The sequence below is a fragment of the Citrobacter sp. MGH104 genome (assembly GCF_001034485.1).
Classification (GTDB): Bacteria; Pseudomonadota; Gammaproteobacteria; order Enterobacterales; family Enterobacteriaceae; genus Citrobacter; species Citrobacter freundii.
The window spans coordinates 3,681,184-3,697,956 of the sequence record NZ_KQ089818.1; the positions used below are offsets into that span (position 1 = coordinate 3,681,184).

The window sequence follows — 16,773 nt, forward strand, 5'->3', positions numbered from 1 at the left end:
GGTGGAGTGGCGTGCGAAGGACAAAAAAAAGCCCATCGTGGGAGATGGGCAAAGACTACACACAGCAATTCGTTGTTTCACTCAGGGGATTTCCATGCTTATAAATCAATGTGTTGATCTAAAGCCATGGGCTAATAGTAGGCATACTGATTTTTTACGTCGATCAGATTCATCTCAATAGTTTAAAAACTGTAAAGAATTTGCGACACAAATGAGTATTGAAAGAGGGATGAAGTTGGTTCTAATCCCGTAAGAGGGAGGGATTGATTAGTATTGTTAAACAATCAGGCGGCGTTGCCGCCTGATGTTGGATTACTTATTGCGTTCGATTTCAGCAATTTCTTCGAGGATTTCATCCGGATTGGTACCTGGCGCAGGGGCTTCGTTTACCCAGGCGGAGAACAGACGCCAGGAAACGGCCAGTACTACTGGACCGATAAACAGACCAATCATGCCGAAGGCAATCAATCCGCCGATGACTCCGGAGAGAATCAGGAGCAGTGGCAAATCGGCACCCATGCGAATCAGCATCGGTCGAATCACGTTATCCAGTGTTCCGACCACGCCGCTCCACACCAGCAACACGGTGCCCCAGGTTGAATCCCCCGTCCAGTATAGCCAGATAATGGCCGGAATCAGTACCGGTAGCGGCCCCAGTTGCACCAGACATGACAGGATCATCAATACCGCCAGCAGTGTGGCATACGGCACACCGGTTACCGCCAGACCAATACCCCCGAGCACTGCCTGTACCAGAGCGGTGACCACAACGCCTAATGCGACGGCGCGAATGGCTTGTGCTGCCAGCAGAATGGCAGCATCTCCACGTTTTGAGGCAAGACGGCAGGCGAAGTGACGAATACCTAATGCGACTTGTTCACCGCGCCAGTACAACAGGGCACTGAACAGCAGCATCAGGCCACAGTGCATCATAAAGCGGCCGATATGCGCGGCCTGACCGACGAACCAGGTGGTGGTGGTGCCGATATAAGGACGAACCTTGGTCATAATCGCCGAACCGCCCATATCCAGTAAGCTGTGCCATGCGCCATACATTTTGGCACCCACCAGTGGAATGCTGTTCAACCATGCCAGATCCGGTAGTGTCATATCACCTGCGGTTACGGCATGGATCAGCGGCCCACTGCCATCGACGATACTGTTAACCAGCAGCGCGATGGGGATGATGAACAACAGCACCAGCAACAGCGTCATCACCAGTACGGCAAGTGAACGGCGTCCCCAGAGCAATTTTTGTAAGCGTAGCAGGATAGGCCAGGTTGCAATGACAATCGTTCCTGCCCAGGCAAAACCGAGGATAAAGGGCTGAACAATCCAGAGACAGGCCACAATCAGGATGGCTAAAAACAGCACCGATAGCAGCACTTGTGCAATATCCCTGGGCTGACGGAAATTTACCATAAATACTTTTCACCTTTGTCTTTGCGCCAGAACGTTGACGCGACGTGAATACTTAAATGACACCCTGTAATGATGAGCAATTTCAGCGGTTTTGAACAGGCGGATTCTGCCTGTAAATCTGCTGAGCGTATTAGAAAAAAATGTGATACAACAAACAAAGCAACACGCAAACGATTAAATTCACAACACAGACCGCAGGAAAGGGTCACTATAATGATTCCACAAATTTCTCAGGCACCAGGTGTCGTTCAACTGGTGCTCAACTTTTTGCAGGCACTGGAGCAGCAAGGATTTACGGGCGATACGGCAACGAGCTATGCCGATCGTCTAACAATGTCGACGGATAACAGTATTTATCAGCTGCTACCTGATGCTGTCGTTTTCCCTCGTTCAACCGCAGATGTGGCGCTAATCGCCCGTCTGGCGGCAGAACCGCTTTTCTCGTCGTTGATTTTTACCCCGCGCGGCGGCGGCACCGGGACCAACGGTCAGGCGCTGAACCAGGGCATTATTGTTGATATGTCCCGCTATATGAGTCGCATTATTGAAATCAACCCGCAAGAAGGTTGGGTGCGGGTAGAAGCCGGGGTGATAAAAGATCAGCTCAACCAGTTTCTGAAGCCTTACGGCTATTTCTTTGCCCCGGAATTATCCACCAGTAACCGGGCAACGCTCGGCGGGATGATCAACACCGATGCGTCCGGGCAAGGATCGTTGGTTTACGGTAAAACTTCCGATCATGTGTTGGGCATCCGTGCGGTGCTGATGGGCGGTGATATTCTTGATACTCAGCCAATGCCGATCGAGCTTGCCGAAATGCTGGGGAAAAGCAATACCACCATTGGCCGCATCTATAAGACCGTTTATGAACGTTGTCGCGATAACCGACAGCTGATCATGGATAAATTCCCGAAACTTAATCGCTTCCTGACCGGGTACGATCTACGGCACGTCTTTAACGATGAGATGACCGAATTTGATTTAACCCGCATTCTCACCGGCTCTGAAGGTACGCTCGCGTTTATCACCGAAGCCCGTCTGGATATCACCCCGCTACCAAAAGTTAGACAACTGGTTAACGTCAAGTACGACTCTTTCGACTCGGCGTTGCGTAATGCCCCGGTGATGGTGGAAGCACGCGCATTGTCGGTAGAAACTGTTGACTCCAAAGTACTCAATCTGGCGCGGGAAGATATCGTCTGGCACTCGGTAAGTGAATTGATTACCGATGTACCTGATAAAGAGATGCTGGGTCTGAACATTGTAGAGTTTGCCGGTGACGACGAAGTATTGATTAATTCGCAGGTCAGCGCACTGTGTGAACGTCTGGATGGCTTAATCGCTCGTCAGGAAGCGGGTGTCATTGGCTGGCAGCTGTGTACCGAACTGGCGGGAGTCGAACGAATTTACGCCATGCGCAAAAAGGCAGTCGGTCTGCTGGGCAATGCAAAAGGTTCCGCGAAGCCAATTCCGTTTGCCGAGGATACCTGCGTTCCGCCGGAGCATCTGGCGGACTATATTGCCGAGTTCCGCGCGCTACTCGACAGCCACGCCCTGAGTTACGGCATGTTTGGTCACGTAGACGCAGGCGTGCTGCATGTCAGACCGGCGTTGGATATGTGTGACCCGCAGCAGGAAGTGCTGATGAAACGCATTTCTGATGATGTTGTGGCGCTGACGGCGAAATATGGCGGTTTGCTGTGGGGCGAGCATGGGAAAGGTTTTCGTGCAGAATATAGCCCGGCGTTCTTCGGCGAGGAGCTGTATCGCGAACTGCGCAAAGTGAAATCGGTGTTTGATCCGCAAAACCGGCTGAATCCTGGGAAAATCTGTCCACCGGAAGACGTAGATGCGCCGATGATGAAAGTGGACGCGGTGAAACGCGGAACGTATGACCGTCAGATCCCTCTGGCCGTACGCCAGGAGTGGCGCGGGGCAATGGAGTGTAACGGCAACGGGTTATGCTTTAACTTCGATGCGAAAAGCCCTATGTGTCCGTCGATGAAAATCAGCCTCAACCGTATTCATTCGCCAAAAGGGCGAGCCACGTTAGTGCGTGAATGGCTGCGTTTGTTAGCGGATCGCGGGATTGACCCAATACAGCTGGAAAAAGAGCTACCGGAAAAACGCGCCAGTTTACGTTCGCTGATTGCCCGTACCCGCAACAGCTGGCATGCGCGCAAGGGTGAATACGATTTCTCACACGAAGTAAAAGAGGCGATGTCAGGTTGCCTGGCGTGTAAAGCCTGTTCCACCCAGTGTCCAATTAAAATTGATGTACCGGAGTTCCGTTCGCGCTTCCTCCAGCTGTACCACACGCGTTATCTGCGCCCGTTGCGCGATCACATGGTGGCGACCGTTGAGAGCTATGCGCCGTTAATGGCACGAGCGCCCAAAACGTTTAACTTCTTCATCAACCAGCCGCTGGTGCGAAACCTAGCTAAAAAGCACATTGGAATGGTTGATTTACCTCTGTTGTCTGCACCGTCGCTGCAACGCCAACTGGTGGGGCATCGCTCCGCCAATATGACGTTGGAACAGCTCGAATTACTCAGCCTTGAGCAAAAAGCCCGTACGGTGCTGGTGGTGCAGGACCCTTTCACCAGCTATTACGATGCGCAGGTGGTTGCTGACTTTATACGTCTGGTAGAGAAGCTGGGCATGCAGCCGGTACTGCTGCCGTTTTCGCCAAACGGCAAGGCGCAGCACATTAAAGGCTTCTTAAACCGTTTTGCCAAAACGGCGAAAAAGACATCCGAGTTTCTTAACCGGGTAGCGAAGCTGAATATTCCGATGGTGGGTGTTGATCCGGCGCTGGTGCTTTGTTATCGCGATGAATACAAGATGGTGCTGGGTGAACAACGGGGGGATTTCCATGTGTTGCTAGCCAACGAATGGTTATCGAAAGCTGTGGAAGCACAGCAGCCAGTCGCTGTTGGCGGTGAACCGTGGTATTTCTTTGGTCACTGTACCGAAGTGACGGCCTTGCCGGGCGCTCCTGCACAGTGGGCGGCTATTTTTGCTCGCTTTGGCGCAAAGCTGGAGAACGTCAGCGTGGGATGCTGTGGTATGGCTGGCACCTACGGCCACGAAGTGAAGAATCACCAAAACTCATTGGGGATCTATGAGTTATCATGGCACCAGGCAATGCAACGATTGCCACGTAACCGTTGTCTGGCTACCGGGTACTCCTGTCGCAGTCAGGTTAAACGCGTTGAAGGTACGGGCGTTCGCCACCCATTACAGGCACTGCTGGAGATTATAGGATGATCTGGAAACGTGAAGTCACACTCGAGGCGCTCAATGCCATGGGTGAAGGAAATATGGTTGGGCTGCTCGATATTCGTTTTGTGCACATTGGTGACGATACGCTGGAAGCTACAATGCCGGTGGACCATCGCACCAAACAACCCTTTGGGTTGCTGCACGGCGGCGCATCCGTGGTGCTGGCGGAAAGTATTGGTTCGGTAGCGGGATACCTGTGTACTCAGGGTGAGCAGAAAGTGGTGGGCCTGGAGATCAACGCCAACCATATCCGTTCTGCGCGGGAAGGGCACGTCAGGGGCGTATGTCGCGCGTTACATACCGGCTCTCGTCACCAGGTTTGGCAAATAGAGATCTTCGATGAGCAGGGACGATTGTGCTGTACGTCGCGTCTGACGACCGCAATTTTGTGATGCATATTGCTTTTGGTCATTATCTGCACAGGGAATGGTGTTATACTGTGCAGGTTTTGAACACAAGCGAGGATGATATGTCTACCCAATTAGACCCTGCCCAACTGGCAATAGAATTTTTACGTCGTGATAAAACCGATCTTTCACCGGCTCAGTACCTGAAAAGGCTAAAACAGCTTGAGCTGGAGTTTGCAGATCTGTTGGCGCTCTCTTCAACTGAACTGAAAGAAGAGATCTATTTTGCCTGGCGCATGGGCGTTCATTGATTCCGGTATGCTTATCGTAACGAAACCCCGACACGTGTTCGGGGTTATTTTGGCCTTAAATCTTCATTACCACTTCATCTCACCGCTGTTAACCTTCGCACTTAGTTCCAGCGAGCTTGCGTCTGCCAGACCTGGCCATGCTGCCGTCATGGTTTTAATCACATAATCCGATCCTTTCTTCTCCCCTAACGCCTGCTCAAACGACTGCAAATAGTCCTGGGTGAAGCGAATAGCTTTATCGCCGGTTGGGCGTTTGCCAATGTAATGACCCGGGACCACTTGAGTGGGCTGTAAGCTCTGCATTTCGCTCAGTACGTTACGCCATGCACTACGCTGTTCTTCAGACTGTGTATCCGCCGTCCAGACATGAATACCTGAAGCCACGCCTGTGCCGCCAATAATGGCCCGATTCGCCGGGATCCAGATATACGCTGCATAATCGTTGGAGTGACGCAGTTCCAGCGGTTCACCATCAACCGTGAACTGCGTTTGCGTCGTCGCCTGCGGAACGGTGAGCGATGTTGGCGCGCCGTCCTTCATTTGCGGGCCCCAGAACTGCAGTTTGGCCTCTTTGGTGGCGCGGATATGGTCTACCACCTGCGGTGTTGCCAGAACTTTTACCTGTGGGAAAGCGTTGACGATAGGTTGCAGACCGAAATAGAAATCCGGATCGCCGGAAGTGATCACGATAGCCTTCAGCGTTTTACCGCTGGCGCGAATCATCTGCACCAGCTGTTCGCCATCTTTGGTGCTGAACTGGGCGTCAAACAAAATCGCCTCTTTGGGGCCAGACACCAGCGTCGAAGAGACCGGGAAAATACCCTTCTCCTGCGGATTATAGACGTCCAGCTGTAGCGGTGCGGCGAAAGCTGAAGACGCAAACAGAGGTAACAGCAGGGCCAGAGATTTAACTTTCATACCAGGTAACCTTATGCAGGGAATTGTCTTTTGATAGTTCCCGTATTTTAAGCATATTCGTATCTGTTAGAATTCCCTCATTAGGACATGCTGAGTTTCATAAAACGATCGGATGGGATGCAATGGACAGAGTGATGGCGGCAACGGTATTTAACCATATCTGTGATTTGGGCAGTCTGAGCGCCGCTGCACGTGCATTGGGGCTTTCCCGTCCGATGGTCAGTCGTTACCTCGACGAGATGGAGAAATGGGCAGGCGCAAGGCTTATTCATCGCTCATCGCGTCGCTTAACGATCACGCCAGCGGGTGAAGAGGCATTACTGAAAACGCGTTCTCTGGCGCAACTTTCGCTGGATATTGGTGCCGCCAGTGGCGCGCAAATTCCCTCAGGCACGCTACGTGTGGCCTGCGCCCATTTTACCGCCATGCATATTCTTGCTCCGGTTCTGCCGGCGTTTATGGAGCAATATCCGCAATTACGTATTGAGGTGGAGATCAATAATCAACCGGTAAGCCTTGTGGGGGAACGCATCGATGTGGCGATCCGCATAACGGATAATCCCGAGCCAGGAACCATCGCCCGTCGGTTGGGCGACTGTAAATCGGTACTTTGCGCGTCCGCAGATTATCTGCATCAACATGGCACGCCTGAGACAGTCGACGATCTCACTCGGCACAATTGCCTGTACTACAGCGGTTTTGCCGGACAATCCTGGCACTTTTTGGATGCCCAGGGGCAGTCTGTCTCCGTTGCAATCAAAGGGAATTTGAGTGCAGGGATCTCTTCGCTGCTCTGCGAGTCGGCGGTGGCAGGAATGGGAATCGCGTTGGTGCCAGAACTGGAAGCGCAGGAAGGGCTGGCGCAGGGAGCGTTAATTCGATTACTGCCAGAACTTCAACCTAAATGCTTGCCAATTTATGGTTTATACCTTTCTCGGGAGCATCAGCCTGCGGGGCTACGTTTGCTGCTGGATGCGCTTAGTGGGGCGGCGCAATGCTAAAAAGGTAGCTAAACGTGCTCATAAAATAGTCAAACCGCAATTTGTGTTAAAAAAAACTTATCGGTGTATGAGATTCTTCTTATCGCCCCTTCAAGAGCTAAGCCATCGTGAGTGCCGGAGATAAGCGCCGGATGGGGCCGGAACCCTTAAGCCTGCCAGCAAGCAGACTTAAGGGTTTTTTGTCATTAGCATATTATTTGAATAGTTGTTTTCCCTGTTTTTATCCCTACCTATCCCTTAAATAGACATTATCTATACATCTTTTAATCTTTGACCTGCCTGAACGATTAGATTTCTATAATCCATTATTAATCAATGCATTGAACAAATAATTCCATTCCTGTAAACCCTCGCTGCAGGGTCTATGCTTAGTAAAAGTAGTCAAAAAGGGCGGTTAACCCGAATGCCCCTGCTGTTGAGGGGTTGAAGTGATAATCATTATCACTAACATGTTGTTATAGCTTAAAAGCTAGTGACTCGAGGTAACCCTATGGAATTGCATTCAGGAACATTTAACCCGGACGATTTTGCCTGGCGTGGACTGACGTTAACACCTGCGGCTGCGGCGCATATCCGTGAACTGGTGGCAAAGCAACCCGACATGTTGGGCGTACGCCTGGGCGTGAAGCAAACGGGATGCGCGGGATTCGGCTACGTGCTGGATACCGTGCGCGAGGCCCAAAAAGACGATCTCCTGTTTGAAACGGATGGCGCCAGACTGTATGTGCCTTTACAGGCGATGCCGTTCATCGACGGCACAGAAGTCGATTTCGTTCGCGAAGGATTAAATCAGTTATTTAAATTTCATAACCCGAAAGCCCAGAACGAATGCGGCTGTGGCGAAAGTTTTGGGGTATAGGCGGTACTATGTCTCGTAATACTGAAGCAACTGACGATGTCAACACCTGGGCTGGCGGGCACCTTAATTACAAAGAGGGCTTCTTCACCCAACTGCAAACCGATGAGTTGGCGAAAGGGATCAACGAAGAGGTCGTGCGCGCGATTTCGGCAAAACGTAATGAACCCGACTGGATGCTGGAATTCCGCCTGAATGCCTTTCGGGCATGGCTGACCATGGAAGAGCCGCACTGGCTAAAAGCGCACTACGACAAGCTGAATTATCAGGAGTACAGCTATTATTCCGCACCGTCCTGCGGTAACTGCGATGAAACCTGCGCATCTGAGCCGGGAGCGGTGCAGCAAACGGGGGCGAATGCGTTTTTAAGTAAAGAGGTCGAGGATGCCTTTGAACAGCTTGGCGTACCGGTCCGTGAAGGCAAAGAGGTGGCGGTTGATGCTATTTTTGACTCGGTATCGGTGGCGACCACCTATCGCGACAAACTGGCGGAACAGGGCATTATTTTCTGTTCGTTCGGTGAGGCGATTCACGATCATCCTGAGCTGGTAAAACAATATCTGGGCACCGTGGTTCCAGGTAATGACAACTTCTTTGCCGCGCTGAATGCAGCGGTGGCATCTGACGGTACGTTTATTTATGTACCGAAAGGCGTGCGTTGCCCCATGGAACTGTCGACCTATTTCCGTATCAATGCAGAAAAAACCGGGCAGTTTGAACGCACCATTCTGGTCGCGGATGAGGGCAGCTACGTCAGCTATATCGAGGGCTGTTCGGCTCCGGTGCGCGACAGCTACCAGCTGCATGCGGCGGTGGTAGAAGTCATCATCCACAAAGATGCCGAAGTGAAATACTCGACGGTGCAAAACTGGTTCCCCGGGGATGGTAACACCGGCGGCATTTTGAACTTCGTCACCAAGCGCGCTCTGTGCGAAGGTGAAAACAGCAAAATGTCGTGGACGCAGTCGGAAACCGGCTCGGCCATTACCTGGAAATACCCAAGTTGCATTTTGCGTGGCGACAACTCTATCGGCGAATTCTACTCCGTGGCCCTGACCAGTGGTCATCAGCAGGCCGATACAGGCACCAAGATGATCCACATCGGTAAAAACACCAAATCGACCATTATCTCGAAAGGGATCTCCGCCGGACACAGCCAGAACAGCTATCGCGGTTTAGTGAAAATCATGCCGACCGCCGCCAATGCCCGCAACTATACCCAATGTGACTCGATGTTGATCGGGGCGGATTGCGGAGCGCACACATTCCCATATGTGGAGTGTCGTAACAACAGCGCCCAGCTCGAGCACGAAGCCACGACGTCGCGCATTGGCGAAGATCAGCTGTTTTACTGCCTGCAGCGCGGTATCAGCGAAGAGGATGCCATTTCGATGATCGTGAATGGTTTCTGTAAAGACGTGTTCTCTGAACTGCCGCTGGAATTTGCCGTGGAAGCGCAAAAACTTCTCGCCATAAGTCTTGAACACAGCGTCGGTTAAAATTTAAGGAAAGCACATGTTAAGCATCAAAGATTTACAGGTCAGTGTGGAAGATAAGGCGATCCTGCGTGGGCTGAGTCTTGAAATTCGCCCCGGAGAAGTGCACGCCATTATGGGGCCAAATGGTTCCGGGAAAAGTACGCTTTCCGCCACCCTGGCCGGACGTGATGACTATGAAGTCACCGGCGGGACGGTAGAATTCAACGGTAAGGATTTACTGGAACTGTCACCGGAAGACCGGGCCGGCGAAGGGATCTTTATGGCATTCCAGTATCCGGTGGAAATCCCCGGCGTCAGTAATCAGTTTTTCCTGCAAACGGCACTGAATGCGGTGCGCACCTACCGTGGTGAAGAGTCGCTGGACAGGTTTGACTTCCAGGATCTGATGGAAGAAAAAATTGCGTTGCTGAAGATGCCGGAAGATTTGCTCACGCGTTCGGTCAACGTTGGTTTCTCCGGCGGTGAGAAAAAGCGTAATGACATATTGCAAATGGCGGTGCTGGAGCCTCAGTTGTGCATTCTGGATGAGTCGGACTCCGGGCTGGATATCGATGCGCTGAAAATCGTCGCAGACGGCGTGAACTCACTACGCGACGGGCAACGTTCATTCATTATCGTCACCCATTATCAACGCATCCTGGACTATATCAAACCCGATTATGTTCACGTTCTCTACCAGGGGCGAATAGTGAAGTCCGGTGATTTTACGCTGGTCAAACAACTTGAGGAGCAAGGTTATGGCTGGCTTAGCGAACAGCAGTAACGTGCTGCAACAGTGGCACCATCTGTTTGAAACGCAAGGTGAGACGCGCTCGCAACATGCCCAGCAGCATCTGCAGCAGATGCTGCGTCTGGGGCTGCCAACGCGTAAGCATGAGGACTGGAAATACACGCCGCTGGAGGGGTTAACCAATAGCCAGTTTGTCAGTCATGTCACTGAGATAACGTCAGCCCAGTGTGAAGCGTTAGCGCCGGCAATTGATGCCATACGACTGGTATTTGTCGACGGGCAATTCTCTCCAACGCTGAGCGACAGAGCGGAAGGTAGTGGTTTTGACATTACCATTGACGATGCGCGCCAGATGCTGCCAGCGGCTATCCAACCGGAAGTGTTTCTGCACCTGACCGAAAGCCTGTCGCGTAGCGTCACTCACATTCAGGTTAAGCGTAACCAGCGCCCAGCGAAACCGCTGCTGCTGCTGCACATTACCCAGGGGCTGGCGGGCGATGAGGTGAACACGGCGCACTATCGCCACCATCTGGAGCTGGCGGAAGGCGCAGAAGCCACCGTTATTGAACACTATGTCAGCCTCAGCGAGCTTCGCCATTTCACCGGCGCACGTTTAACCATGAATGTCGCGGCGAATGCGCACTTGCGCCACATCAAACTGGCGTTTGAGAACCCACAGAGCCACCATTTCGCGCACAATGACATTCAATTGGGGGCGGATGCCACGGCCGCCAGCCACAGTTTTTTACTCGGTGATGCGGTGCTGCGTCATAACACCAGCACCCAGCTTAACGGCGAAAACACCACGCTTCGGCTCAACAGCCTGGCAATGCCGGTGAAAAATGAAGTCTGCGACACCCGCACCTGGCTTGAGCATAACAAAGGATATTGCAACAGCCGCCAGCTGCATAAAACGATCGTCAGCGATAAGGGGCGGGCGGTATTCAATGGCCTGATCAACGTCGCTCAACACGCTATTAAAACCGATGGCCAGATGACCAACAATAATTTGCTGCTTGGTAAACTGGCGGAAGTGGATACCAAGCCGCAGCTTGAAATCTATGCCGACGACGTGAAATGCAGTCACGGGGCGACGGTAGGGCGGATCGACGACGAGCAGATGTTCTATTTGCGTTCGCGCGGGATCGGCCAGCAAGATGCCCAACAAATGATTCTCTATGCGTTTGCCGCTGAGCTAACGGAAGCCCTGGGCGAGGAAACGCTGAAACAACAGGTACTGGCACGGATCGCCCAACGCTTGCCGGGAGGCATAGCATGACATTTCCCATTGAAAAAGTGCGGGCCGATTTTCCGGTTCTGACGCGTGAAGTGAATGGTTTACCGTTGGCGTATCTGGATAGCGCGGCCAGCGCGCAAAAGCCGAACCAGGTGATTGATGCCGAAGCCGAGTTCTACCGTCACGGCTATGCGGCGGTCCACCGCGGTATCCATACGCTGAGCGCTCAGGCTACGGAAAAAATGGAGAATGTGCGCAAGCTCGCTTCGCTGTTTATTAACGCCCGCTCCGCCGAAGAGCTGGTGTTTGTTCGCGGTACGACGGAGGGCATTAACCTGGTGGCGAACAGCTGGGGCAGCAGCAATGTGCGGGCGGGCGATAACATTATCATCAGCGAAATGGAGCACCATGCCAATATTGTGCCCTGGCAGATGCTGTGTGCACGCGTAGGTGCAGAACTGCGCGTTATCCCGCTCAATGCCGATGGTACGTTGCAGCTTGAAACGCTGCCGACGCTGTTTGACGATCGCACGAAGCTGTTGGCGATTACCCACGTATCTAACGTGCTGGGCACGGAAACCCCGTTGGGTGAGATGATCGCGCTGGCGCATCAATACGGCGCGAAAGTGCTGGTGGATGGCGCGCAGGCGGTGATGCATCATCAGGTGGATGTGCAGGCGCTGGATTGCGATTTTTATGTTTTCTCCGGGCATAAACTTTACGGTCCAACCGGTATTGGCGTTCTGTATGCCAGAGAGTCGCTGCTGCAGGAGATGCCGCCGTGGGAAGGCGGTGGTTCAATGATTGCGACGGTGAGTTTGAGTCAGGGAACGACGTGGGCCAAAGCGCCCTGGCGGTTTGAAGCCGGAACGCCAAACACCGGGGGCATTATCGGACTCGGCGCGGCTATTGAATATGTTTCAGCGCTGGGGCTGACTGAAATCAGCGAATATGAACAGTTCATGATGCGCTATGCGTTGGAACAGCTGGCGGATGTGCCGGATTTAACAATCTACGGACCGGATAACCGTCTGGGTGTGATTGCGTTTAACCTCGGCAAGCATCACGCCTATGACGTCGGGAGTTTTCTCGATAACTATGGCATCGCCGTGCGGACGGGGCATCACTGCGCAATGCCGCTGATGGCCTTTTATAACGTTCCCGCGATGTGCCGGGCGTCGATTGCAATGTATAACACCCATGAAGAAGTGGATCGCCTGGTAACGGGCCTCAAGCGTATTCACCATTTACTGGGCTAACAGGGAGGCGTTATGGCTGCGCTACCGGATAAAGAAAAGTTGTTGCGTAATTTTCTGCGTTGCGCTAATTGGGAAGATAAATACCTTTACATTATTGAACTGGGTCAGCGTTTGCCGGAACTAAACGATGACTTACGCTGCCCGGAAAATAGCATTCAGGGATGCCAAAGCCAGGTATGGATTGTTATGCGTCAGAATGGCGAAGGGATTATTGAATTACAGGGCGACAGTGATGCGGCAATTGTGAAAGGGCTTATTGCCGTGGTATTTATTTTGTATGATCGCATGACGGCCCAGGATATTGTGAATTTTGATGTGCGCCCGTGGTTTGAAAAAATGGCGCTCGCACAGCATCTCACACCGTCTCGTTCACAAGGGCTGGAGGCGATGATTCGGGCTATTCGCGCCAAAGCCGCAACTCTTAGCTAAACTGATAAAACACGTCAACTTTCAGACCGACTTGAAAGCGTTCGTGTAAGGCAACGCAGTGACTCGTAGGCCGGATCGGGCGCTCGCCGCCGTCCGGCAAGAACGCCAGGGGGGTGAGTGAGTATGAAACGCGCGTCTGTTATTACGTTAATGCTAATCGGCGCCTACAGCGCTATTCAGGCCGCATGGGCGGTCGATTATCCTTTGCCCCAGGCGAACAGCCGCCTTGTTGGGCAAAACCAAACCTACACCGTGCAGGAAGGCGATAAAAACCTACAGGCGATAGCCCGTAAGTTTGATACCGCTGCAATGCTGATCCTTGAAGCCAACAATACTATTGCCCCCGTACCTAAACCCGGAACGCTGATCACTATTCCCTCACAATTACTGCTACCGGATGCACCACGCGAAGGCATTATTGTGAATCTGGCGGAACTGCGTCTGTATTACTTCCCGCCGGGAGAGAATATTGTTCAGGTATTCCCGATTGGTATCGGTTTGCAGGGGCTGGAAACGCCGGTAATGGAAACCCGGGTTGGGCAGAAAATCCCGAATCCAACCTGGACCCCTACACCAGGCATCCGTAAACGCTCTCTGGAGCGTGGCATCACATTACCGCCTGTTGTACCTGCCGGACCAAATAACCCGTTAGGACGCTTTGCACTGCGTCTGGCGCATGGAAACGGTGAATATCTGATCCATGGCACCAGCGCACCGGACAGCGTGGGCCTGCGAGTGAGTTCTGGGTGTATTCGCATGAACGCGCCGGATATCAAAGCGTTGTTTGCTCAGGTCCGCACAGGCACGCCGGTCAGGGTGATTAATGAGCCGATAAAATATTCGATAGAGCCGAACGGTATGAGGTATGTCGAAGTGCATCGACCGCTGTCGCCTGAAGAGGAACAAAACGTCCAGACCATGCCGTATGTGTTACCAGCCGGCTTTACCCAGTTTAAAGACAATAAAGCGGTGGATAACAGTCTGGTGGAAAGGGCGTTGTATCGTCGTGCAGGTTATCCGGTCACCGTCACTGCCGGGCAAGCATCGGTCGCGAGCAATGGGCCAGAAGTGAAGTCTGCGCAAAATGGTGTGCCGGGAGAAGATGCTGAGGTGCGCGCTACGCAATAACAGGGAAGGGGAATTCAGAGCAAAAAAAATGGCGCACACTGTGCGCCATTTTATTTTCCGCGTTTAATTATTTACGGATGTGAGTAACTTTGTTGTCCAGACGCTGGTTAGCGCGAGCTGCATCGTCTTTAGCTGCCTGAACGTCGGTACGCATAGCATTCACGTCGTTGCTCAGTTGATCAACTTTTGCGCTCAGCGTCTGAACGTCAGAAGACAGCTGATCGATTTTAGCGTTGCTGGAGCAGCCTGCCAGCAAAGTAGATCCCAGAATAACTGCACCTAAAACCAGTTTATTAATACGGTTCATAAGAATATCCTTATATTTTGTGTGGGTATATATGCAAAAAAATGGCACACAACGTGTGCCATTTCTATTACACAGATACTATTACTTGCGGTATTTAGTAGCTGCGTTGTCCAGACGCTGGTTAGCGCGAGCTGCGTCATCTTTAGCAGCCTGAACGTCGGAACGCATTGCGTTCACGTCGTTGCTCAGCTGGTCAACTTTAGCGTTCAGAGTCTGAACGTCAGAAGACAGCTGATCGATTTTAGCGTTGCTGGAGCAACCTGCCAGCAGAGTAGAACCCAGGATTACCGCGCCCAGTACCAGTTTAGTACGATTCATTATTAATACCCTCTAGATTGAGTTAATCTCCATGTAGCGTTACAAGTATTACACAAAGTTTTTTATGTTGAGAATATTTTTTTGATGGGAATGCACTTATTTTTGATCGTTCGCTCAAAGAAGCATCGAATTGTGCAAAAACGGCTAAAAAACCGAGTGAAAACAGAAAGCTTCCATCGGATTCATCTTAGATAATCACGGATTAGATAGTGAAATCCGATTTGATTTTTTATTAATTGTGGCTATCGATTAAATAAAAAAAGCGCCACCAGGGCGCTTTTTTAAGCAAATTAATTCGCGATGGAATTATTACAGCACGTGAACGGATGCAGTGTTGGTGGTGCCGCTCGGAACCAGTGCACCAGAAACCATAACCACAACGTCACCTTTCTGAGCCAGACCGCTTTCCAGAGCGACTTCTTTACCCAGGCGATAGAAATCATCGGTAGAGCTGATTTCTTTAACCACCTGTGCAACAACGCCTTTGCTCAGCACCAGCTGACGCGCGGTAGTTTCGTTGGTGGTCAGCGCCAGGATGGTAGCATCCGGGAAGTATTTACGTACTGCACGAGCAGATTTACCACCCTGGGTTGCGACGACGATCAGCGGCGCGTCCAGTTTTTCAGCAGTTTCAACCGCGCCACGGCAAACGGCTTCGGTGATGCGCAGTTTGCGGCTGTCGTTGTTGAAGTCCAGACGGCTGGTCATCACACGGTCAGTACGCTCACAGATGGTCGCCATGATGGTAACGGCTTCCAGCGGGTATTTACCTTTTGCTGACTCGCCAGACAGCATTACTGCGTCGGTACCGTCGAGGATGGCGTTCGCTACGTCACCGGCTTCTGCACGGGTCGGACGCGGGTTTTTGATCATGGAATCCAGCATCTGGGTCGCAGTGATAACGACTTTACGTGCGCGGATACATTTTTCGATGATCATCTTCTGCGCGAAGATAACTTCTTCAACCGGGATCTCAACGCCCATATCGCCACGTGCAACCATGATGCCGTCAGACGCTTCGAGGATTTCGTCGAAGTTGTTCAGGCCTTCCTGGTTTTCGATTTTGGAGATGATCTGGATGTTTTCGCCGCCGTGCGCTTTCAGGTGCTCACGGATTTCAACGACGTCAGAACGTTTACGGATAAAGGACGCTGCAACGAAGTCAACGCCTTGCTCGCAACCGAAGATCAGGTCTTGTTTGTCTTTTTCAGCCAGTGCTGGCAGTGCGATGGAAACGCCCGGCAGGTTAACACCTTTGTTTTCGCCCAGGTCGCCGTTGTTCAGCACTTTACAGATAACTTTGTTACCTTCGATGGCGGTAACTTCCATGCCGATCAGACCATCGTCAACCAAAACGGTGTTGCCGACGGACAGATCTTTCGTGAAGCCTTCATAAGTAACAGCAACGATTTCGTTGTTGCCTACGACAGATTTGTCGGTGGTGAAGGTGAAGGTCTGGCCCGCTTTCAGGGAAACGTCGTTACCGCCTTCCAGTTTGATGGTACGGATTTCCGGACCTTTGGTGTCGAGCAGGATTGCTGCTTTCTTGCCGGTTTTGCTCATGACGTTGCGCAAATTCTTGATGCGCTGACCGTGTTCTGCATAGTCGCCGTGAGAGAAGTTCAGACGCATGACGTTCATGCCCGCGTCCAGCATTTTGGTTAACATCTCTTCGGATTCGGTTTTCGGACCGATGGTGCAAACAATTTTCGTCTTTTTCATGACA

The 16,773-nt window shown here is 52.0% G+C and carries 16 protein-coding genes and 1 other RNA gene; 11 read left to right on the plus strand and 6 right to left on the minus strand.

Annotation, left to right across the window (positions count from 1 at the left end; all coding sequences use genetic code 11):
* Window positions 1-20: 20 nt before the first annotated feature.
* Together rprA and ydiK are read right to left on the minus strand one after the other, a co-directional pair.
* An RNA gene (rprA, locus tag SK34_RS24140) (antisense sRNA RprA) lies at window positions 21-128 on the minus strand.
* Between the two features lie 184 nt (window positions 129-312).
* A complete protein-coding gene (gene ydiK, locus SK34_RS17370; RefSeq protein ID WP_048233615.1) occupies window positions 313-1,422 on the minus strand; it encodes an AI-2E family transporter YdiK in 1,110 nt (369 codons plus the stop codon).
* Between the two features lie 213 nt (window positions 1,423-1,635).
* On the opposite strand from ydiK, the gene ydiJ reads away from it, so the two are divergent.
* The 3 genes from ydiJ (at window position 1,636) to SK34_RS17385 (ending at window position 5,365) form a co-directional block, all read left to right on the plus strand.
* Window positions 1,636-4,692 carry a D-2-hydroxyglutarate dehydrogenase YdiJ gene (ydiJ, locus tag SK34_RS17375; protein WP_003836595.1) on the plus strand — a complete coding sequence of 1,019 codons (3,057 nt, stop codon included), beginning with the start codon at window positions 1,636-1,638 and terminating at the stop codon, window positions 4,690-4,692.
* Entirely contained in the window at window positions 4,689-5,099 is a 411-nt protein-coding gene (gene menI / locus SK34_RS17380) for a 1,4-dihydroxy-2-naphthoyl-CoA hydrolase (protein ID WP_003030541.1), read from the plus strand. The genes ydiJ and menI overlap by 4 nt, the downstream gene beginning before the upstream one ends.
* A gap of 77 nt (window positions 5,100-5,176) precedes the next feature.
* A complete protein-coding gene (locus tag SK34_RS17385; RefSeq protein WP_003030540.1) occupies window positions 5,177-5,365 on the plus strand; it encodes a YdiH family protein in 189 nt (62 codons plus the stop codon).
* Between the two features lie 66 nt (window positions 5,366-5,431).
* Here SK34_RS17385 and SK34_RS17390 read toward each other — a convergent pair whose 3' ends face one another.
* A complete protein-coding gene (locus tag SK34_RS17390; RefSeq protein ID WP_048233618.1) occupies window positions 5,432-6,283 on the minus strand; it encodes a Vmh family MBL fold metallo-hydrolase in 852 nt (283 codons plus the stop codon).
* A 122-nt stretch (window positions 6,284-6,405) separates the two neighbouring features.
* Between SK34_RS17390 and SK34_RS17395 the strand changes: the two genes are divergently transcribed.
* The 8 genes from SK34_RS17395 to ldtE all read left to right on the plus strand — a co-directional run bounded on the left by SK34_RS17395 (window position 6,406) and on the right by ldtE (window position 14,422).
* Window positions 6,406-7,284 (plus strand): LysR family transcriptional regulator, encoded by an 879-nt coding sequence (locus tag SK34_RS17395; protein WP_008323864.1) that lies wholly within the window; start codon window positions 6,406-6,408, stop codon window positions 7,282-7,284.
* 490 nt (window positions 7,285-7,774) lie between these two features.
* Window positions 7,775-8,143, plus strand: a complete 369-nt coding sequence (gene sufA, locus SK34_RS17400; protein WP_003029385.1) for a Fe-S cluster assembly scaffold SufA — start codon at window positions 7,775-7,777, stop codon at window positions 8,141-8,143.
* A gap of 8 nt (window positions 8,144-8,151) precedes the next feature.
* The gene (gene sufB, locus SK34_RS17405; protein ID WP_048233620.1) at window positions 8,152-9,639 is read left to right on the plus strand and encodes a Fe-S cluster assembly protein SufB; all 1,488 of its coding nucleotides are present in this window, start codon (window positions 8,152-8,154) and stop codon (window positions 9,637-9,639) included.
* Between the two features lie 16 nt (window positions 9,640-9,655).
* Entirely contained in the window at window positions 9,656-10,402 is a 747-nt protein-coding gene (sufC, locus tag SK34_RS17410; RefSeq protein ID WP_003029383.1) for a Fe-S cluster assembly ATPase SufC, read from the plus strand.
* A complete protein-coding gene (gene sufD, locus SK34_RS17415; RefSeq protein WP_048233621.1) occupies window positions 10,377-11,648 on the plus strand; it encodes a Fe-S cluster assembly protein SufD in 1,272 nt (423 codons plus the stop codon). The genes sufC and sufD overlap by 26 nt, the downstream gene beginning before the upstream one ends.
* On the plus strand, window positions 11,645-12,865 hold the full coding sequence (sufS, locus tag SK34_RS17420) for a cysteine desulfurase SufS (RefSeq protein WP_048233623.1): 1,221 nt from the start codon (window positions 11,645-11,647) through the stop codon (window positions 12,863-12,865). The genes sufD and sufS overlap by 4 nt, the downstream gene beginning before the upstream one ends.
* 12 nt (window positions 12,866-12,877) lie before the next feature.
* The gene (sufE, locus tag SK34_RS17425; RefSeq protein WP_048233625.1) at window positions 12,878-13,294 is read left to right on the plus strand and encodes a cysteine desulfuration protein SufE; all 417 of its coding nucleotides are present in this window, start codon (window positions 12,878-12,880) and stop codon (window positions 13,292-13,294) included.
* Between the two features lie 123 nt (window positions 13,295-13,417).
* Complete coding sequence (gene ldtE, locus SK34_RS17430) at window positions 13,418-14,422, plus strand: L,D-transpeptidase LdtE (protein WP_003029376.1); 1,005 nt, start codon at window positions 13,418-13,420, stop codon at window positions 14,420-14,422.
* 67 nt (window positions 14,423-14,489) lie between these two features.
* Here ldtE and SK34_RS17435 read toward each other — a convergent pair whose 3' ends face one another.
* The 3 genes from SK34_RS17435 to pykF form a co-directional block, all read right to left on the minus strand.
* Window positions 14,490-14,729, minus strand: a complete 240-nt coding sequence (locus SK34_RS17435; protein WP_048233626.1) for a major outer membrane lipoprotein — start codon at window positions 14,727-14,729, stop codon at window positions 14,490-14,492.
* A gap of 81 nt (window positions 14,730-14,810) precedes the next feature.
* Entirely contained in the window at window positions 14,811-15,047 is a 237-nt protein-coding gene (gene lpp, locus SK34_RS17440) for a murein lipoprotein Lpp (RefSeq protein WP_003029373.1), read from the minus strand.
* Window positions 15,048-15,356: 309 nt separating this feature from the next.
* On the minus strand, window positions 15,357-16,769 hold the full coding sequence (gene pykF, locus SK34_RS17445; RefSeq protein WP_003029366.1) for a pyruvate kinase PykF: 1,413 nt from the start codon (window positions 16,767-16,769) through the stop codon (window positions 15,357-15,359).
* Window positions 16,770-16,773 lie beyond the last annotated feature (4 nt).

Coding starts and splice junctions, on each gene's coding strand:
- ydiK (WP_048233615.1), bottom strand. CDS start 1,422: ATGGTAAATTTCCGTCAGCCCAGGGATATTGCACAAGTGCTGCTATCG.
- ydiJ (WP_003836595.1), top strand. CDS start 1,636: ATGATTCCACAAATTTCTCAGGCACCAGGTGTCGTTCAACTGGTGCTC.
- menI (WP_003030541.1), top strand. CDS start 4,689: ATGATCTGGAAACGTGAAGTCACACTCGAGGCGCTCAATGCCATGGGT.
- SK34_RS17385 (WP_003030540.1), top strand. CDS start 5,177: ATGTCTACCCAATTAGACCCTGCCCAACTGGCAATAGAATTTTTACGT.
- SK34_RS17390 (WP_048233618.1), bottom strand. CDS start 6,283: ATGAAAGTTAAATCTCTGGCCCTGCTGTTACCTCTGTTTGCGTCTTCA.
- SK34_RS17395 (WP_008323864.1), top strand. CDS start 6,406: ATGGACAGAGTGATGGCGGCAACGGTATTTAACCATATCTGTGATTTG.
- sufA (WP_003029385.1), top strand. CDS start 7,775: ATGGAATTGCATTCAGGAACATTTAACCCGGACGATTTTGCCTGGCGT.
- sufB (WP_048233620.1), top strand. CDS start 8,152: ATGTCTCGTAATACTGAAGCAACTGACGATGTCAACACCTGGGCTGGC.
- sufC (WP_003029383.1), top strand. CDS start 9,656: ATGTTAAGCATCAAAGATTTACAGGTCAGTGTGGAAGATAAGGCGATC.
- sufD (WP_048233621.1), top strand. CDS start 10,377: ATGGCTGGCTTAGCGAACAGCAGTAACGTGCTGCAACAGTGGCACCAT.
- sufS (WP_048233623.1), top strand. CDS start 11,645: ATGACATTTCCCATTGAAAAAGTGCGGGCCGATTTTCCGGTTCTGACG.
- sufE (WP_048233625.1), top strand. CDS start 12,878: ATGGCTGCGCTACCGGATAAAGAAAAGTTGTTGCGTAATTTTCTGCGT.
- ldtE (WP_003029376.1), top strand. CDS start 13,418: ATGAAACGCGCGTCTGTTATTACGTTAATGCTAATCGGCGCCTACAGC.
- SK34_RS17435 (WP_048233626.1), bottom strand. CDS start 14,729: ATGAACCGTATTAATAAACTGGTTTTAGGTGCAGTTATTCTGGGATCT.
- lpp (WP_003029373.1), bottom strand. CDS start 15,047: ATGAATCGTACTAAACTGGTACTGGGCGCGGTAATCCTGGGTTCTACT.
- pykF (WP_003029366.1), bottom strand. CDS start 16,769: ATGAAAAAGACGAAAATTGTTTGCACCATCGGTCCGAAAACCGAATCC.